The following is a 17,436-nucleotide window of genomic DNA, read 5'->3' as shown; positions in this document are numbered from 1 at the left end:
CTTAGCGTGTAATCCTATTGTAACATAGCGCGTAATACAACTGTGATATCTAAAAACCCCTTGGTTGTAGCCGTTGCGGTTAAACCAAGGGGTTTCTTTGGGATTCTGAAAGGAGTTCGACTTAATGAAGATAAGTGTCTTTATGCGGCCGTCTTTTCCTCGATAGTAGGCTTGAAGTTCCAGGTGAAAGCGAGGAAGCAAATTGCTATGACACTAGAGGCCATTAGCAGATAGAATCCAGCATTCCAGCCGTAAGCTTTTACCAGGTAGCCCATGCCGGAGCTAGCGCCTACTGTCCCCAGCAGATAACCAAACAAACCGGTAAAGCCGGCTGCAGTGCCTGAGGCTTTTTTGGGAACCATGTCTAGAGCGCTGACCCCGATTAGCATGACAGGTCCATAGATAAGGAAACCGATAGAGATCATACAGATGATATCAACAAGCGGGTTGCCTGCCGGATTTTGCCAGTAGATATAGGTGGCAATCAGCACACCTACCATAAAGATGATGCTGACAGGGGAGCGGCGTCCGTGGAAGAATTTGTCACTCATCCAACCAGCCAGCAAGGTTCCGGGGATACCAGCAAATTCATAAAGCAAATAGCCCCAGCCGCTATTTTTAAAGGACATAGCTTTGACCTGCATAAGATAGGTTGGCGACCAGTCGAGGATGCCGTAGCGAACACAGTATACGAAGGCATTAGCGATGGCAATCAGCCATACATATTTGTTGTTTAAAACGTACTTAAAGAGGATTTCTTTTACAGTCAGTTCTTTTTCAATGTCAACATCTTTAGCGACATAGGGATAATCGTTCTTATATTCCTCAATGGACGGCAAACCTACTGACTGTGGTGTATCCCGTAATGATACCATAATTCCAACACCCAGCAGGATGCAGATAAGGCCAGGTACATAAAATATTCCCTGCCAGCCATATGTGCTGAGAGCGAACAGCGCGATGGGGGCAATGAGACCGCCGCCGATATTATGTGCGCAGTTCCAGATGGCCATTTTGGTGCCACGTTCGCTTACTGAGAACCAATGAGTCATAGTACGGCCGCTTGGCGGCCAGCCCATGCCTTGGAACCAGCCATTCAGGAACATGAGCACCCACATCATGGAGACAGTAGTAGCCCAAGGAAAGAAAAAGTTTACAATGCCGGACATAATAAGACCGATAGCCATAAAGTACCGGGGATTGCATCGGTCAGACCAAGTAGCCATAACAAATTTACTTAGACCATAAGCCAGGCCAAGTGCAGCCCGTACGTTGCCGATATCGGCGACCGTAAATCCCAGATGTTTAATGAGATGAGGCGCGGCCAGGGGGAAATTACTGCGGGTTAGGTAATAGGCTGCATAGCCGAAAAAGATACTAAGAAATACCTGCAGTCGGTACTTGGGGTACTGCGAAGCAATTTCAGCGTCAGACAGCCGCTTGATATGAGGCGCCGGTTGCATAAAATCGAACATAATAATAGCTCCTTTTTTATCTTACTCTCCTGCGATAGTTACTCGCAGATTACTGGGAAAACTTTTTAAACATTCCCTCCTTTGTTGATGCGAATATGTTCACTCAAATTATCGCATAAACGCATTTTTCGCAGAAGCGGGAATAATCTGATTTATACGTAAGAAATAATCTGGGTTCATGTCTCAGAATTTTTCTTACTTCTATTTTTTTGAGTTAACTGCATGCAAGTATGCCCCAAGGGAACAATAGATCATAAAAACACCCAGGGGGCGAAGTGGTATGAGTCAGTATTACCGGCTTATCCGGCATAGCGGTAACCAGGATTTGTTTCGTGTGGTTGAGATGTCGGTGGCGGCGCTCTTAAGTGACCGCCCGTTTCATATTCAGGCTGAGGGTCTGCGCGGCACAGGCAAGACGACAATTATGCGAGCCGCACGGGAGCTGCTGCCCCCGATTAAACGCATAAAAAATTGTCTGTATAATTGCGATCCTGCGCAGCCGCATTGCCCGTTGCACCGTTTTTTGTCACCTGAGGAGGTTACGGCGATCGGTGTAGAGGAAGTTCCCCGCCCTTTTCTTGAAATATCGCAGGCCGCTAAAGTTGGCTCTGTTGTCGGCAGTATTGACCTTGCTAAGCTAACAGATCCGATTAACCCTTTGGCAGCTCTTTTACCGGGAACTATCCCGCAAGCGCACCGGGGTATTATATTTATTGACGAAATTAACCGGCTTGCAGATACGGCCCCCGAACTGGCCGATGTATTGCTCGATGTTATGGGTACAAGACAGGGGCGCATCCAAATTGAAGAACCTGGTCTACAAGTAGTTGAGCTGCCAGTCGCGGTAAGTATTTGGGCAGCTTCTAATCCGGATGAAGATCCAGGTCCGCTGAGCCGAATCAGGAAGCAGCTTGCGGACCGGTTTGATTTAACCGTGGTCATGGGGCGACCTGATGATTACCAGGCTGTAGTTGATATCTTGGCCGGTCAAAACAGCCGGATATCGCCTGAAGTCGCACCCGGGCAGAGGGGAGGTACTTTAGCTGACTGTATTGTGAGTCCAGACCTAAGACAGGCGTTAGCCCAAATCTATATTGATTTTGGCCTGGAGAGCTTACGCGGAGCTCAGGCTATGGAAATGGCAGCCTGCCTGAATGCCATACTGAGTCGGCGAAACATGGCTACGATTGCCGATTTGGTTCAGGTAGCACCATTGGCGCTGGCCCATCGGGCGAGCGGCGAAATCATTACGGCAATTATCGATTATCTCAATGGTTTACTACAAATCCCAGTTCAAGATCAGGCTCAAACAGCTGTTAGCAAGCGGCCGCTTGCCGCCCAAACGGGTTCTCGCTGGAAAGAATTTTGGAGAGTCTTTCATCGGTGGCTGGCAGCTGTGTTGGCGAAACGACCGCAGGTATCCTATAGCAGTAATACCGGGAGCGGTAGCCGGGGGCATGGAGCCGGCGCTCGTATTATAGACCCGCTGAACACAACCATCATTGCGCCGCCTAAGCCAGCTGCCCCAATTACCAGCCTGCCTGACGAGCAGCTTGTAACCAGGGATACAAACTCTCATGGCTAATAGTTTGATTTTTAGTCCTGACAACCTGCCGCTAATACGGCTGATAGAGCCGGCGGCCGTTGTCAGCCAGGCGCTTGCGCAAGGGCGTGGAGTACGGCTGGGACAAAGCGCTGTCCTTAGTACCAAAGTCCATGCCTTTAACGCTCACAGTCCTGAGCATGTTCAGATCATGGCCAATGCGGATGCTGGCCAGGTATTTTATCATCGGCAGGATTGCGGAGCTATCTATCATTTGGATACTTTCCACCAGTGCGGCAGCGTTGATCATAGGGTAGCGGCTAAGTATGTGTGTCAAGCTGTTGCACTTTATCATAAGCTAAGAGCTGAGCAGGCTGAACCCCTTTGTAGGGGGATGGTTAGTCCTGACTTGATCGATATCCAGACAGCATCAGGCGGTGGCAGAATAACAGGGCTGCTAACAGGCGGGCAAAAGCTATCTATGCGCCGGGTTCATGAAAATCATGTTCACCTGGCGCTATGTCTGCCGCCTGAACATGCAGTATGTCTATTTTATATTGTTGCTGCTGTGGAAGCAGCCATCCTTAACTCAGGCCTGGAGCTAAGGTGTAATGAAAGAATTTCTTGTGTTGATTCCACAGACAATCAGGTCGACCTTAGCCCCTATACCGATCATACAGATTCACTGCTTACTGGCCCGGAATCAAGTGAACAAACCTTTGAATTATCTAATGAATCAACCACTGGCAGTTCTCCGAAGGATGCTTCAGTGGCTTCTCCCTCTGACAACTCATTGCCTTCTACCAGCCGAAGGCGGGAAGAATGTGTTGGTAAAGGACAGACGCTTATCAGTGTTAAGGAAACAAACCTGAACTATAACAAGTCCGACAAAAAGGAGAGAAAGAGAGCGCCAGACGCAATAGCGCAGTATGGCAACTTCTATGCACCTGGCTTGTCGGAGAGCTTGAAGCAGGCCATGGTGGGCATAAAAAGTAAGCAATGTTTGTCAAGGAATAGTAGGAATATACAGAGTCAGTCTTCCTGTGGGAAGTTGAGTGTGGGAGACGACCGCTCTTTTACAGCTGGGCTGGATGTAGCTGCTACTGTCACGGCGGCAGCGTCACGCCTGTTAGCTGACGGTGGGGTAAGAAGCTTGCGGATTAGTCCTGCTGATATTCGGTTTATGACTCGCCGACCACGGCGTGGTTATGATGTTTGTCTTTTAACCGATAGCAGTGGCAGCATGGCCGGCCCCAGACTGGCAACCGCCAAGTATCTGGCAGGGGAAATCACGCGTAGTGGCTGTAACCAGGTTAGTGTGGTGACCTTTCAAGATAACCGGGCAGAGGTAGTTAAACCGTTTACACCCAGCAGGCAGGCAGCGCTTGGTACTTTTGATACGGTTATGCCTTACGGCGCCACACCACTGGCCTTGGGTATTCGGCGTTCGTTATCTTACATTAGGGAGCAGCAGACGGAAAAGTTGTTGCTGGTACTTATTACTGACGGCATACCCAGCCGTAAATATGAGGAAACAGCTAATCCGCTGACAGACGCGTTGGCCGCTGCTGCTGAGATCAAACAGTTACACTGCGGTTTCTTGTGTATTGGACTGGATACTGATGACGGATTTTTAAAAAAACTAACCACTGCGGCTGGCGGTGTACTCTATATGTTTACTGAGTATGAAAAGCAAGTTATGAGAGGATAAATAAATAGCCCAATATAGAAAAAAGACCTGCCAAGGAAAGTCGGCAGGTCTATATACAACGTGTTAAAGTTTTGCAGGCGGGTGGTGTGTTGGCAAAAGCGGAAGTCAAGCGCTAGCGGTGGAGCGTTGTCAATATACCACCCGCCTGCGCCTGCAAACTTCTTTAATGCAGAATATATAGCACAAAGTATATCGTTTGTTACAACCTTATTTTTACATTCATCTTAAGCGCGTCAGCCAGTTCACGGACAGGAACCATGATCTGACCGTTCTGTTTATAGGGGGCCTGAGGCAGTGGACGAGTTGCACCGTTAACGAACAGCTCTGTTTGCCCTACTGTAAGGGCTGCCTTATTTGAGCCATATGTAAAAGTAAGTTGGTTGCCTTGCTGACTAATTTCGGCCGACAGAGCATCAGCTGTAGAGATGGCTGGCAGAAAGAGGATTTGCGCTTTGCCTGATTTCGCAATTACCGCAGGTTCTGGCAGGAATAATTTGCGTTGGTTGACTGTGATAAAACTGGCATTTTTTTTGGCTTTTATCTGCTTGTGTTTATTAGTGTTTTTAGGGGCGAAGCTGTCAAATAGCGTTTCGGCGATGGCATTCTCCACACGGTAATATGGATTGGCATCTGTCAGCTTGGCACCATTCAGCATAAAAACTATACCAAATTTGCTGTCAGGGTCATAATAGGCATCACTTGACAGACCGTACGCCTCACCCGAGTGGCCGACCAGGCGTTTGCTTGGGACTAAGTCATCGGTGATGTGGAAGTTTAACCCCTTTTGTTTATAAAAGCCATCCATACTGTAGCCAAACCATTGCATACTATGCATAAGGTCGGAAGTATCAGCCTTGAGGATGCGGGTACGTTTATAGGCGCCGCCGTTCATGTGGGCCTGCATAAATTTGGAGAAGTCAGCCGTGCTGGAGCGTAATCCGCCTGCCGGAGAGCGGCCAAGGGCACTGCCTAGAGGGGCAGTGATTGCTGTTGGCTCAGGTTTGGTACCGTTGTAGGCATCTTTGGTTGGCCTGAAATTGGCTAGTTGTCGGTCTGGGCGATACAATACAGCAATGTTCTGCCAGTTTTTTATGTCTGCAGGCTCAAAGCTGGCATCCATATTGAGCGGCTTAAAGATGAATTTTGTGCAGTATTTGTCAAATGGCATGCCGGAAATTTTCTCAACAAGCGAGCCGGCAATCCCTGTGCCGAAGTTAGAATAACTGAACTGTGATCCAGGGGGATAATTGGCAAAGGTTGCTGATTGATAATATTGTCCTCCTGGAACAAGGATATCTTTAATATCTATGTCATGCAGCAGTGCTGGGTTTTCTGCGACGATACCATCATAGGCGCCGCAGTCGAGGATGCCTGAGGTATGGGTTAAGAGTTGCCGAAAGGTGATTTTTGTAGTGGGATAGTTGGGGTTTCTGACCTGATAGCCGAGATATTTGCTGATATCGTCATCAAGACCGAACTTGCCTTGGTCGTAAAGCTGCATAAGGGCGGTAGCGGTTACCATCTTAGAGAGTGAGGCCACTCTAAACAGCGTATCTGGTGTTACTGGGCGCTCAGTCTCAAGGTTAGCCCAGCCGTATCCACCGCTCCAGACAATTTTGTTATCGCGAAATACTGTGGCCGATAGACCGACCACCTTATATTCCTCCATGGCAGCCAGTAGTTTTTTATCAAGTGCTGTAGGTTTTGCAGGCACTTTATAGGGTTGTAAAGCAAAGCAACCTGGTGATGATTCAGGCTGGTTGGCCTGAGCTGGTTGGGTTAAAAAGCTTAATGCCAGTATTGTACCTGCCAATACCGCCGGTAAGTGTTTAGAGAAACTGGTAAAAGACATCAGAGATTCCTCCTTAGCGGGTAGCTAACAAGAACATCTTCGCTAAAAAGAATGCTCTTTCCTGCTTTTGGCAGATAGGCATTAAAGTCTTAAAAACAGGTGGTTATAATAAATGACATTATTTAAGACTGTGATCGGGAGCGGTCCAGCACCCAAATCACAAATCATTTGCCGGTTCTGTCCGGTTACGTTTATACGATATACGGCATGATTGGCCGAGGCATTGGTGTAGTAGATATTGCCGTTGGCAACAGTAATAAATCCTGCCTTGTCGTTAGCCAGTTTGACGCGATTCCGACCCTCTGTACTGATTGCATACAGCTTTTGGCTGTCATTATAGTTGCTATAATAGATGGTATTGCCGGCTGCTGCCATAAAAACTGCCTGGTCTTCGGCAATTTTGGTGCGGCCTGTACCGTCCAATTTTATTTTATATATTTTGTAGCCGTCAGAGGCGTTAAGATAATACACCCAATCGCCAATCACGCTAAGGTTTTCTGACTGGTCGCTGTTGATTTTTTGCGTTACCCTACCGTCCAGTGAGGTTTTATAAATATTATTGTCTTGTGCGGATTTGTTGTTAGTCCATTTAATATATACAAGCCAGTCGCCGGCTACAGTTACTTGGTTTGCGGGTTCGTCGGTTATTTTGATTTTTTCTGTGCCATCAAGATTCAATCTGTAGATGCGGTGTTTATCAGACCAATTGCTGTAGTAGAGGTATTTCCCGGAAATATTTAGGTTCCATGCCTCGTCGTCAGTGAGCATAGTTGGCGAATGTTCGTCTGGCTTAAGACGGTAGATTGCCTCACGGCCGCCAGCGTAGATGTCACCAGCTAAGTCCAGGTAGTAGCGGGTACCGGCTGGATCTGACACGGCAAGACTGTTGGTTGTTATCGTGGGAGGAGTAGCGGTTGCCAATGGAGCAGTATCACTGATTTTGAAGTATTTCTCGGTCGCCTGCACAATGGCTTGCGCAGCCTCGAGGCGGTAGACCCGCTGTGAGATCATCTTAGCGTCCTGGGGATGAGGCATCATGGCTACCTCGGCAATAACGGTGGGAACCCAGCTCGAATTGAGCACAACCAAACCTGGCCGGTCCTGTAGTGGGTATTGGTGGATTCGAAGTGTACCAGCCAGCTCATCAGCCAGTAGGGACGCCAGTTCTTTGCCTGGCTTGGGTGCAGACGAATTGTAGAGTGCGGTAGTGCCCCGGTATAATTTTTTTGCAGGGTCTGGCATATCCTCAGGCATCGAGTTGTTATGGATAGAGATGAGCGCGTCTGCGTTCAAGATGTTAGCCGTGTCAGCCCGGTCAAGCAAACTGGGATTGGAATCGTCAGTCCGGGTCATGATTACGTCATAGCCCAGATTTTGAAATAAATCGCGGGTTAACAGTGCAATGTCAAGATTGAGCTCTTTTTCAAAAAGAAAGTTACTGGTTGCGCCTAATGCTGCCCCGCCATGGCCTGGGTCAAGAACGATGGTTTTAGGCGGTGTGCCAGTTGTTGTGTCCTGTAAGAAAGTATAACTTTCTGTCTGGATAAGGGCAGCATCGGCTTTCGCTGTCGCCAAAGGCTCGGCGCAAGCCGTGCTTTCTTTATCAATAAAGCTTATAACAAGATATGTACGAAAGGTGATCGTATTATCTGGATTGGTTACACGCTTACGCTTAACTGTTGTTAACTGCGTTTTGGTGGTTTGGCTGTTATAAGCGGCGGTTATTTTAAGCTCATTTGTACTGGTTGCTGCCATTGTCAGCTGTCGTAAGCGAGGCGAGGCAAAGCTCTTGGTAAAGGTGATTTGCCCTGTTAACTCTGGGAGGAAAGGACGCGCTGCCAGGGTTATTTCTAATAAGTTGTCTTGCCGGTTTAGGTGGTATACCGGCTCAAGCTTATAGGCTAGCGGATCAGCTATGTCGGCTGCTGGTAACCGGGTTTCCGCAGCTATGGCAATAACATCTTTGTGTTCCAGGTGGAAGAGTTTCAGCTCAGTTGCCGCAGGTGTTTCTGATTTCGGCAGAAGCTCCGGCATGCTGGCAATCGCCGGTGCGGGGGAAAGTAACAATACAATAGCAACTAGCAGGGGGAACAAAGAAATAAATACTGGCATTGGTTACACCTCGCTGTTTTTAATGGAGCTAAGAAAGATTTCGCTTTCAAAATAAAAACCCCTGCTCAGTAATTTTATATTGACATATGTGCGTGTCCCTTGTTATGCTATATACAAAATATAAACAAATTGATCATCAATGACCAGGAAGAGTAAACATATGCAGGAAGCTGCAGCGAGCCAATGACAGTGAGAGTTTGGCGCCGTCCGGTATGTTGAATGGGCCTGGGAGATACAGTTCTGAGCCGCGTTGGCGGGGTAGGAGCTGTCGGGGTTCTTCCGCCGTTACCAGGAAGCGGGTATCGGATGTTTTATCCTGTACTTTGATAAGCCGGGTCATGTTAATCATGGCCAACGAGGGTGGCACCGCGGGTTATTCCCCGTCCCTTGAAGTATGCGAGAGCATTTCTTCAAGAGACGGGGTTTTTATATTTATTACTGCCATTTTATTTTAGAATTACAGATAAGCCGCCATCTGCGTTGTACCCGCAAGGGGTAGGCCGAAGTTCTAAGGCGCTAAAGCGCCAAGAACTTCGCACTCGCGTCTGCGGGCTTCACTCCAGCGTACCACCCCGTACGCTTGCGTTCCAGTCCTCGGCGCGCCTAGCAGCTGACGACTTCTCTGCAATTCCGGCGGTTCATTATTTTAAATTTGCGGGGAGGGTGTAACAATGGAAAACAAACAACCGGAAATGGTAACCATTACAACCGGGCAGGAGGGGCGGTTTCGCTGGGCGGCTGTCTCGGCTATGCTGCTGGCTATTGGGGCAATACTCAGGCTGGTTAGCCCAAGTATTGCGGGGGTTTCGCCTAACTGGATTATTGCTATGTATTGTCTGGCGATTGTACTGTTTCGGCCGTCTATTGGGCGGGCGATGAGCATTGGGCTGGTAGCTGGAGCGCTATGTTTAGCTACTTCTAAATCGGTTTTTCCTTACGGCAACCTGATCAGTGAGCCGATTGGCGCTTTAGTGTGTGCCCTTATTGTCAGCCTGCCGTTTAATATGAAAGTAGGACGTATGGATTTAAGGCCAGCGGTTGGGGCGCTTTGTGGAACTCTTGCTAGCGGCTTGACGTTTATAACACTGGCCAAACTTATTCTTGGGCTACCGCTTAAGGTATATCTTTACGGGATGATGCCTGTTGTATTTACCGTGGCGGCAGCCAATACTGTCATTGCTCAAGCGCTCTACTATCCGGTAACCGCGCTGCTGGGTGGGATGCATGGCAAATCTAAGGAAGAGGGAATTAGTAAATGACAATTTGGAATAAAGAAATAGAAACAATGCCAGTGGCAGCCATGCAAGAGCTGCAGCTCGGCCGGTTACAAGAGCTTGTGGCCAGGGTATATCGCAACGTTCCATTTTATCAGGAGAAAATGGACGCAGTGGGCGTCAAGCCAGCAGATATCAAGTCGCTTGCCGATATTACCAAACTACCGCTAATGACTAAACAAGATATGCGGGATAACTACCCCTACGGTCTGCTTGCCGTTCCTCTTAAGCAAATCGCCAGATTTCATTCATCAAGCGGCACTACCGGACGCCCTACCGCTGTGGCCTATACGAAAAACGATTTAGATATGTGGGCAGAATCGTTAGCTAGAACGCTGGTGGCAGGTGGCCTTGAGTCTGAGTCGGTATTTCAGGTTGCTGTTAACTATGGTATGTTTACCGGTGGTCTGGGGATGCATTATGCTGCTGAGAAAGCAGGTGCCGCTATTGTACCGGCTTCTTCAGGTAATCCTGTGCGCCAGGCCATGCTAATGCAGGATTTTGGTGTGACGGCCATTGTTGTTACACCATCTTACGCTTTACACTTGGCCGAAGCAATGCAGGCAAAGGGGATTGATCCCCGCGGTTTGTCATTAAAATCGATATTCTGTGGTGCTGAAGCCTGGTCAGATGGTATGCGGCTGGAGATTGAAAAAGCGTTTGGTGTTAACACCTATGATGTATATGGTTTAAGTGAGATTATTGGGCCAGGTGTAGCGACCGATTGCCGCTCTCAGGAGGGGCTCCATCTGCATGAAGATCTATTTTATCCGGAGATCATTGATCCAGAGACAGGAGAAACACTTCCTGACGGGCAGGTAGGAGAACTGGTGATTACCACTTTGACTAAAGAGGGGATGCCCATGCTGCGCTATCGCACCCGTGACCTTACCTCCATCGAGCGTAAGCCTTGTGCTTGTGGCCGTACCGGAATTACGATGAAACGGGTTACCGGGCGTAGTGACGACATGCTGATTATTCGCGGTGTTAACGTTTTTCCGTCCCAGATCGAGAGTGTGCTGCTGGAAATGGGGGCTACTGCACCTCATTATCAGTTGATCATTGAGCGGAAAAACAACCTGGATGAACTGACCGTTCTTGTGGAACCAACCGAAGAAGGTTATGCAGAATTGGGAGAAGCAGGGATGCGCAACCTGGAAAAAACAATCCAAAATCAGTTAAAGGCAGTGCTAAACATTAAAGCCAACGTCCGGATGGTGCTGCCTCGTACCATTGAACGGAGTGAAGGTAAGGCCAAACGAGTGGTGGATAATAGAAAGCTAGCATAGGTAAAAGGGCTATTCTGGAGTGATATCAATCACTTTCAGAACAGCCCTTTTTTCTTTTTCGGTGCTGCCGCCCAACTATTGTTTCTGGCCTTCTGTTCTTAGCTTGTTTAAATACGGATCATGTCTAAAGTTTCATCAGAAGACAGCAATTGCACTGGATCTAGAATAATGATCATTCGATCGTCCACTTTACCGATACCCTTTAGATAACTCAAGTTACCACGAGTAGATAAAGTGGGTGCCGGCTGTAAATCAGTTTCATCAAATCTGACGATATCTGTTACTTCATCAACAACACAACCAACTACCTGCGAACCTATATTGAGCATGACGAATTTGCTCTCATCAGCTAATTCTGCCTTTTTTAAGCCAAATTTGATTCGTAGATTATAAATATAATTTACATGACCTCGGAGATTTATCATACCTTCAATTACTTCTGAGACTCCGGGTATTTTTTGTACCGTAAATTTTTTTGACCGCAAAATTCCATTTACAGCCAAAGCATCAACTCCATACTCGCTGCCATTTATTTCAAAGACCACCAGCTGGATCGTTGCCACAAGGTTATTCCTCCTTTAATCCAGGTTATATCTCTCTTGCCAAAGCGCTTAACTGCTCAGTAATACTGGTTATTTCCTCCAAGCTGGCAGTTATTTCTTGAATAGCGGCAGCTTGCTGCTGAACTGTTGATGCCGTTTCGTTCCCCATTGAGACAGTCCGGTCGACGGAATCTCTAATAACATTTGTGAATTCTTTAATCTTTCCAACCGTAGCTTTAGAATCGGTGGATAACTTTCTGATTTCTTGAGCTACAACCCCGAAGCCCAGTCCTGCATCCCCAGCCCTAGCCGCTTCAATAGCAGCGTTTAAGCCTAAAAGACGAGTTTCGTCAGCGATTTCTTTGATTAAGTCCATAACGTCATTAATTTGGCCGGTAACCGAATTTACGTTACCAATCTCGCGGTTTAGATTCAACTGATTATCACTCACGGTTCCCGCTGACGCAGCTAACTGTTCCATGGTTGCAGAGATTTGGTGCAGACTATCATCAAGAACGTCTGCTACAACCCTAAGTTTTCTTTGTTGGTACGCGCTTTTAGACATGTTATTTGCAACAATAAACAAGACGTTTGCTGCCGCTTCTACAGCTTCCTTTGATAGTATTTTTGCTTCTTTAGTAGCTTCAACGTATTTATCTTCATCCACACCAATTTCTCTTGCAATTCTGCGATTTTTTTCTTCATCCATTGGTGAAAATAATACTTGTCCTCCCAGAATAGTTCCAATCAATTTTCCTTCCAATATAATAGGAGCTGCAAAATCGGTAAGTCCAGAATGACATTCAAAAACATATGGCTTACCCAATCTCACAGCTTCTTCTCCACCTTTTTTATGCGACGCCGCACATCTTTTGTCGCCACACTCGGTAGAATGAGTATAATTACACCTTTCAATGTAATAGCTAGGGTTGGTAATAGGGTTTCCCTCTGGGTCTACAGTTACGCTAGCTAAACCTACACCCTTGGCAAAATCATCCTGAAATTTTTGCAGAAAATTCAGATCAATCACATCTGTTAGCTTAATATTATCTAAATGTAATTCAGCAGTTTTTTTTATTTGATGTTGACTCATTTAACGTTCCTCCTAATTTCGTATGTAATCTAACGAACGATTACTTTACATCGATGACAATAGGGATAATTTAAGTGGCATAGTGAGTCAATTGTTAATAGAAGTTGTCTATTTAACTATACCTCCTTATGTTTAATTGATTTTGACATAGTGGAATGTTTTTCAAGAAAGTACAATCTTCTACAATGTTCTACATTTTTCGCACGATTCCTCTAAGAATTACAAATTATTACATTCACAATATACAGAGAATTCTACAGCTTTAGTCAGAATACCTCCTATTATCATAAAAATCAGACAATATAAATAAGCTGCCGAAAGATTACTCTTTCGGCAGCTTATTTATCCCGCTATAATGCTGTCAACAGACTCAATTAATTGGCATTGGCTAAATACTCCAGATTAACCAGGCGTTTAATAGAAATGTGTTTGGTAGCGGCGAGATCAATGATTGTGCCGCTATCGGTTTTAATGATTGGCTGATCTAGTTTATTGGTATTAAAGAAAATTACCTGGCCCGTGCGCTCATCGCTTAAGAGTACAGGAGAATTTATTAGACAATCGCGAACATGCCTAATAAATGGCTGACAGACGCCTTGGTCAAGCTTACTAAACATTTCTTTGGACATTGACTCTAGAACCGGGAAAGGATTGGCGTGTTCACCAGTATAGGCCTGTTGATGAAAATAGTCAGCAACAGCAATGATTCTTGCATAGAGGTGAATTTTATCTCCGACTGAGCCTAAGGGACAACCGCTGCCGTCCATGCATTCATGATGCTGGAGAACACTCATCAGCACTTCCTGTGGTAGAGACGGTACATGCTGGAGAAGTTTGCCGCCGTTGATGACATGAGAGTTGGGGTGATTGTCAGCCTCTTTGGCAATAACCAGTTTTCCTACGTCATGCAGGAGACCGGCCAGAATTAACACATGTAGCTGTTGGTCGGTCAGCTTAAGTTTACGCCCGATAATGCTGCTGATAAAGGCTACCATAACTGAATGGCGAGCTACCTTGTCGGCTAAATTATAGTCGCTTACCAAGAGATAATCCATGATAGCTGGGCCGGTGGAAAGTACGGTAGAGAAAATACTAAAAGAGGTATCCTTTAGTTCCTGTACCGGAATCCGATTGTTTTTGCGGATAAAATCAAAAGACTGGGCGGCCGTTGTTATCACACTGTCATATTCATTAAAGAAGGTGCTGAAATCTTCCATTACACTGCCGTGGCCAGCAATTGCAGCAGGCTGTGCCGGTGTATTTTCAGATGTCGGAATAGTACTTTCGTCGACTACAAGGATTGTGTGGACACCCCACATGAGTAATAATGAGATGGTTCGAGCGGTGATAACCACATCTTTCCCTAATAATATTTTGCCGCTAGCCGACAGGACTGGTTCGCCGATAATCATGCCGGAAACCAAATCTTTGACGGCGATCATCCTGGTTGACACACTACCAGCTCCCTTTTCATTAAGTAAAAAACTATATAATTGGCAATATAAGTATAAAGTTGATTTTTGTGGAATGCAATCAGCCTAAAGTCATGGTAAATAGTACCAAAGTCCTAGTGAGGAAAAAGAACCTTCCTATCAGGAAGAAAATCCCCGGCATCTGCGGGGATTTTAATTAGAGTTGAGTTAAAGGTGCTTATATGGTTTTTACGGAATGATTTTTATGATTATTTTTTCAGAGTTAGTGCTTAGTTTTACCTTGCTGCCTTCAGGGACCTCTCCCTTAATAATCATCTTACTGAGCTCGGTTTCAACCAGGCGGCTAATTAAGCGTTTTAAGGGTCTTGCGCCGAATTGCGGATCATAGCCGGCGCTAGCCAACAGTTCCAGAGCACTATCCTCCCAGGACAAGCTGATATTGAGCTGTTTTTGTAGACGTCGATTAAGGGTTTCCAGCATAATGGCGGCAATTGAACCAACTTGTTCTTGGGTAAGGGCGTTAAATACAATAATATCGTCAATGCGGTTTAAAAATTCGGGCCGGAAATTGTGTTTCAGTAATTCCAGTACGCGTTCTTTGGCGGCGGTAAACTCGTTGTTCAAAATCTCGTGTGAGCCGATGTTGGAGGTCATGATGATCACCGTGTTTTTGAAATCAACGGTACGGCCTTTGCTGTCGGTCAGGCGTCCATCATCCAGAATTTGCAGCAGAACATTGAACACGTCATGGTGCGCCTTTTCCACTTCGTCAAGCAGTAGCACGCTATAGGGGCGGCGGCGGACGGCTTCAGTCAGTTGGCCGCCCTCGTCGTAGCCGACATAACCAGGCGGTGCGCCGATAAGGCGGGCAACAGCATGTTTTTCCATATATTCGCTCATGTCCAGGCGGATCATGCTGCGCTCATCGTCAAACAGGACCTCAGCTAAAGTTTTGGCCAGCTCGGTTTTGCCGACACCGGTTGGTCCCAGGAAGATAAATGAGCCGATGGGTCGGTTAGGGTCTTTGATGCCCGCACGAGCCCTGATAATGGCTTCGCTGATGGCTGTTACGGCAGCGTCCTGGCCAACAACCCGGTGATGCAGGATGTCTTCAAGGTGGACTAATTTTTCACGCTCGCCCGTCATTAGCTTGGTTACCGGTACGCCGGTCCAGCGGCTGACCACCTTGGCAATGTCATCCTCGTCTACTTCTTCCTTGAGCATAGTTTTATGGGTGCGATTATGTGTTAATTGATCTTCTTCGGCTTTCAGTTTCCTCTCAAGTTCAGGCAGACGGCCATATTTAAGTTCGGCCAGCCGGTTTAAATCATAGGCCCGCTCGGCAGCTTCCATCTGAGTGCGGACAGTTTCAAGCTCCTCTTTTAGGTCGCGCAGACGGGTAATAGCCTGCTTCTCCAACTGCCACTGGGCCTTTAAAGCATCAGCCTGCTCCTTGAGGCCTGCCAGTTCTTGGCCGATACGCTCCAGTTTATCTTTTGAAGAGGAATCGGTTTCTTTTTTTAATGCTTGCTCTTCGATCTCAAGCTGCATAATGCGGCGGAGCGCATCGTCCAGTTCAGTGGGCATTGAATCAATCTCAGTGCGGAGTTTGGCGGCGGCTTCGTCGACTAAGTCGATGGCCTTGTCTGGCAGGAACCGGTCAGAGATATAGCGGTCAGATAGGATGGCGGCAGCAACTAAGGCCGCATCTTTTATTTTTACGCCATGATGTACTTCGTAGCGCTCTCTTAAGCCGCGCAGGATAGAAATGGTATCTTCGGCACTTGGCTGATCCACCATGACAGGCTGGAAGCGTCGCTCGAGTGCGGTGTCCTTTTCAATATGTTTGCGGTATTCATTCAGCGTGGTTGCGCCAATACACCTGAGTTCGCCTCTGGCCAGCATCGGCTTTAAGATATTACCAGCATCCATGGCGCCTTCGGCAGCCCCGGCACCAACAACGGTGTGCAATTCGTCAATGAATAGTACAATTTTACCTTCGGACTTGGCAATCTCTCCAAGTACTGTTTTTAGGCGTTCTTCAAATTCACCCCGGTATTTAGCCCCAGCCAGCATGGCTCCTAAATCAAGCGAATATACGGATTTATTTTTCAAGGTTTCAGGTATATCTCCGGCAATAATGCGCCTGGCCAAGCCTTCAACAATGGCGGTTTTGCCAACTCCCGGTTCACCGATAAGCACCGGATTGTTCTTGGTGCGGCGGGAGAGGATTTCGACAACCCGGCGGATTTCTTCATCACGGCCGATAACTGGGTCAAGTTTGCCCTGCTGAGCCAGTTCAGTCAAATCACGGCCATATTTTTTAAGTGCCTGCAGATTTTCATCCGGATTGTCGTTGGTGATAGTCTGGCCGCGTCGAAATTCAGTAATGACCTCCTGGATCCGGCTTTTTGTCAGGCCGAAATCGCGGCAGACTGTAACTAAATCGGTATCGCCGTCATCGGCAATCGCCATAAGTAAGTGTTCAACACTAATATAGTCATCTCTCATAGCTTTGGCGTGTTTTTCAGCTAAAGCCAACACACGTACCATGGCGGTATTCATCCGTAAGCCGCTGTCTTGACCGCGCACAGCTGGCAGGTTTTTTACCAGCTGCTCAAGTTTAGTGGTGAGCAGCCGGGCATCGATGTTTAACTGGGCCAGCAGATAGGCCATAATACCTTCGGCTTCTTTGATAAGTGCAAGGGCCAGGTGCTTGGCTGTTAGCTCCTGATGGTAGTGCAGGGCGGCTAATTGTTGCGCTTCCTGTAAGGCGGCTGCCGCTTTTTGGGTATATTTTTCATTGTTCATAATTTATACCTCCTTAAAAAAATTATGTCAGGTTAATGGGTGAGATATGCATTGGTAAAGTCTACAATTAAATACTATCAGAAAGTTGTTATTAATTGGAGCCGGAAAAATGGCAAAGCTAGGCCATTTTTGGCCGGATAGCCTGATTTTTAGCATAAAAAGTAAAGCGCACGCAGTCGGTCTAACTTTTACTGACTTTTTGACTTTAATTGACTTTATGGTTATATAAAAGAAATTTAATTACCTTAGCTAAAGAAATTTCCTAAACAAGATATGAATTGTTGTATAATGGTATCTGGAG

The 17,436-nt window shown here is 46.9% G+C and carries 11 protein-coding genes and 1 other annotated feature; of the genes, 4 read left to right on the top strand and 7 right to left on the bottom strand.

Annotation, left to right across the window (positions count from 1 at the left end; genetic code table 11):
* Positions 1–140: 140 nt before the first annotated feature.
* Positions 141–1,475, bottom strand: a complete 1,335-nt coding sequence (glpT, locus tag B9A22_RS16405) for a glycerol-3-phosphate transporter (protein ID WP_084577029.1) — start codon at positions 1,473–1,475, stop codon at positions 141–143.
* 280 nt (positions 1,476–1,755) lie between these two features.
* Between glpT and B9A22_RS16400 the strand changes: the two genes are divergently transcribed.
* Positions 1,756–3,060, top strand: coding sequence for a magnesium chelatase ATPase subunit I (locus tag B9A22_RS16400; protein ID WP_084577028.1), 1,305 nt, complete (start codon positions 1,756–1,758; stop codon positions 3,058–3,060).
* A complete protein-coding gene (locus tag B9A22_RS16395; RefSeq protein WP_084577027.1) occupies positions 3,053–4,729 on the top strand; it encodes a vWA domain-containing protein in 1,677 nt (558 codons plus the stop codon). The genes B9A22_RS16400 and B9A22_RS16395 overlap by 8 nt, the downstream gene beginning before the upstream one ends.
* 199 nt (positions 4,730–4,928) lie before the next feature.
* Here the strand turns inward: B9A22_RS16395 and B9A22_RS16390 are convergent, their stop codons facing one another.
* Together B9A22_RS16390 and B9A22_RS16385 are read right to left on the bottom strand one after the other, a co-directional pair.
* Entirely contained in the window at positions 4,929–6,581 is a 1,653-nt protein-coding gene (locus B9A22_RS16390; protein ID WP_084577026.1) for a serine hydrolase, read from the bottom strand.
* Positions 6,582–6,662: 81 nt separating this feature from the next.
* Positions 6,663–8,693, bottom strand: coding sequence for a DUF5050 domain-containing protein (locus B9A22_RS16385; protein ID WP_084577025.1), 2,031 nt, complete (start codon positions 8,691–8,693; stop codon positions 6,663–6,665).
* A gap of 130 nt (positions 8,694–8,823) precedes the next feature.
* Positions 8,824–9,084 (top strand) — a binding site (T-box leader).
* Positions 9,085–9,364: 280 nt separating this feature from the next.
* Between B9A22_RS16385 and B9A22_RS16380 the strand changes: the two genes are divergently transcribed.
* Together B9A22_RS16380 and B9A22_RS16375 are read left to right on the top strand one after the other, a co-directional pair.
* Complete coding sequence (locus B9A22_RS16380) at positions 9,365–9,952, top strand: tryptophan transporter (protein WP_084577024.1); 588 nt, start codon at positions 9,365–9,367, stop codon at positions 9,950–9,952.
* Positions 9,949–11,256 carry a phenylacetate--CoA ligase family protein gene (locus B9A22_RS16375; protein WP_084577023.1) on the top strand — a complete coding sequence of 436 codons (1,308 nt, stop codon included), beginning with the start codon at positions 9,949–9,951 and terminating at the stop codon, positions 11,254–11,256. The genes B9A22_RS16380 and B9A22_RS16375 overlap by 4 nt, the downstream gene beginning before the upstream one ends.
* Positions 11,257–11,363: 107 nt before the next feature.
* Here the strand turns inward: B9A22_RS16375 and B9A22_RS16370 are convergent, their stop codons facing one another.
* From B9A22_RS16370 to clpB, 4 genes are all read right to left on the bottom strand, one after another.
* Positions 11,364–11,819, bottom strand: a complete 456-nt coding sequence (locus B9A22_RS16370) for a chemotaxis protein CheW (protein ID WP_084577022.1) — start codon at positions 11,817–11,819, stop codon at positions 11,364–11,366.
* A 25-nt stretch (positions 11,820–11,844) separates the two neighbouring features.
* Positions 11,845–12,891, bottom strand: coding sequence for a PocR ligand-binding domain-containing protein (locus B9A22_RS16365; RefSeq protein ID WP_084577021.1), 1,047 nt, complete (start codon positions 12,889–12,891; stop codon positions 11,845–11,847).
* A 374-nt stretch (positions 12,892–13,265) separates the two neighbouring features.
* Entirely contained in the window at positions 13,266–14,345 is a 1,080-nt protein-coding gene (locus tag B9A22_RS16360; protein ID WP_084577020.1) for an HD-GYP domain-containing protein, read from the bottom strand.
* A 207-nt stretch (positions 14,346–14,552) separates the two neighbouring features.
* Entirely contained in the window at positions 14,553–17,135 is a 2,583-nt protein-coding gene (gene clpB / locus B9A22_RS16355; RefSeq protein ID WP_084577019.1) for an ATP-dependent chaperone ClpB, read from the bottom strand.
* Positions 17,136–17,436: the final 301 nt, after the last annotated feature.

Origin of the sequence: Sporomusa malonica (assembly GCF_900176355.1) — a bacterium.
Taxonomy (GTDB): Bacteria; Bacillota; Negativicutes; order Sporomusales; family Sporomusaceae; genus Sporomusa; species Sporomusa malonica.
This window is presented reverse-complemented; position numbering and strand designations above follow the sequence as displayed.

Coding starts and splice junctions, on each gene's coding strand:
- glpT (WP_084577029.1), bottom strand. CDS start 1,475: ATGTTCGATTTTATGCAACCGGCGCCTCATATCAAGCGGCTGTCTGAC.
- B9A22_RS16400 (WP_084577028.1), top strand. CDS start 1,756: ATGAGTCAGTATTACCGGCTTATCCGGCATAGCGGTAACCAGGATTTG.
- B9A22_RS16395 (WP_084577027.1), top strand. CDS start 3,053: ATGGCTAATAGTTTGATTTTTAGTCCTGACAACCTGCCGCTAATACGG.
- B9A22_RS16390 (WP_084577026.1), bottom strand. CDS start 6,581: ATGTCTTTTACCAGTTTCTCTAAACACTTACCGGCGGTATTGGCAGGT.
- B9A22_RS16385 (WP_084577025.1), bottom strand. CDS start 8,693: ATGCCAGTATTTATTTCTTTGTTCCCCCTGCTAGTTGCTATTGTATTG.
- B9A22_RS16380 (WP_084577024.1), top strand. CDS start 9,365: ATGGAAAACAAACAACCGGAAATGGTAACCATTACAACCGGGCAGGAG.
- B9A22_RS16375 (WP_084577023.1), top strand. CDS start 9,949: ATGACAATTTGGAATAAAGAAATAGAAACAATGCCAGTGGCAGCCATG.
- B9A22_RS16365 (WP_084577021.1), bottom strand. CDS start 12,891: ATGAGTCAACATCAAATAAAAAAAACTGCTGAATTACATTTAGATAAT.
- clpB (WP_084577019.1), bottom strand. CDS start 17,135: ATGAACAATGAAAAATATACCCAAAAAGCGGCAGCCGCCTTACAGGAA.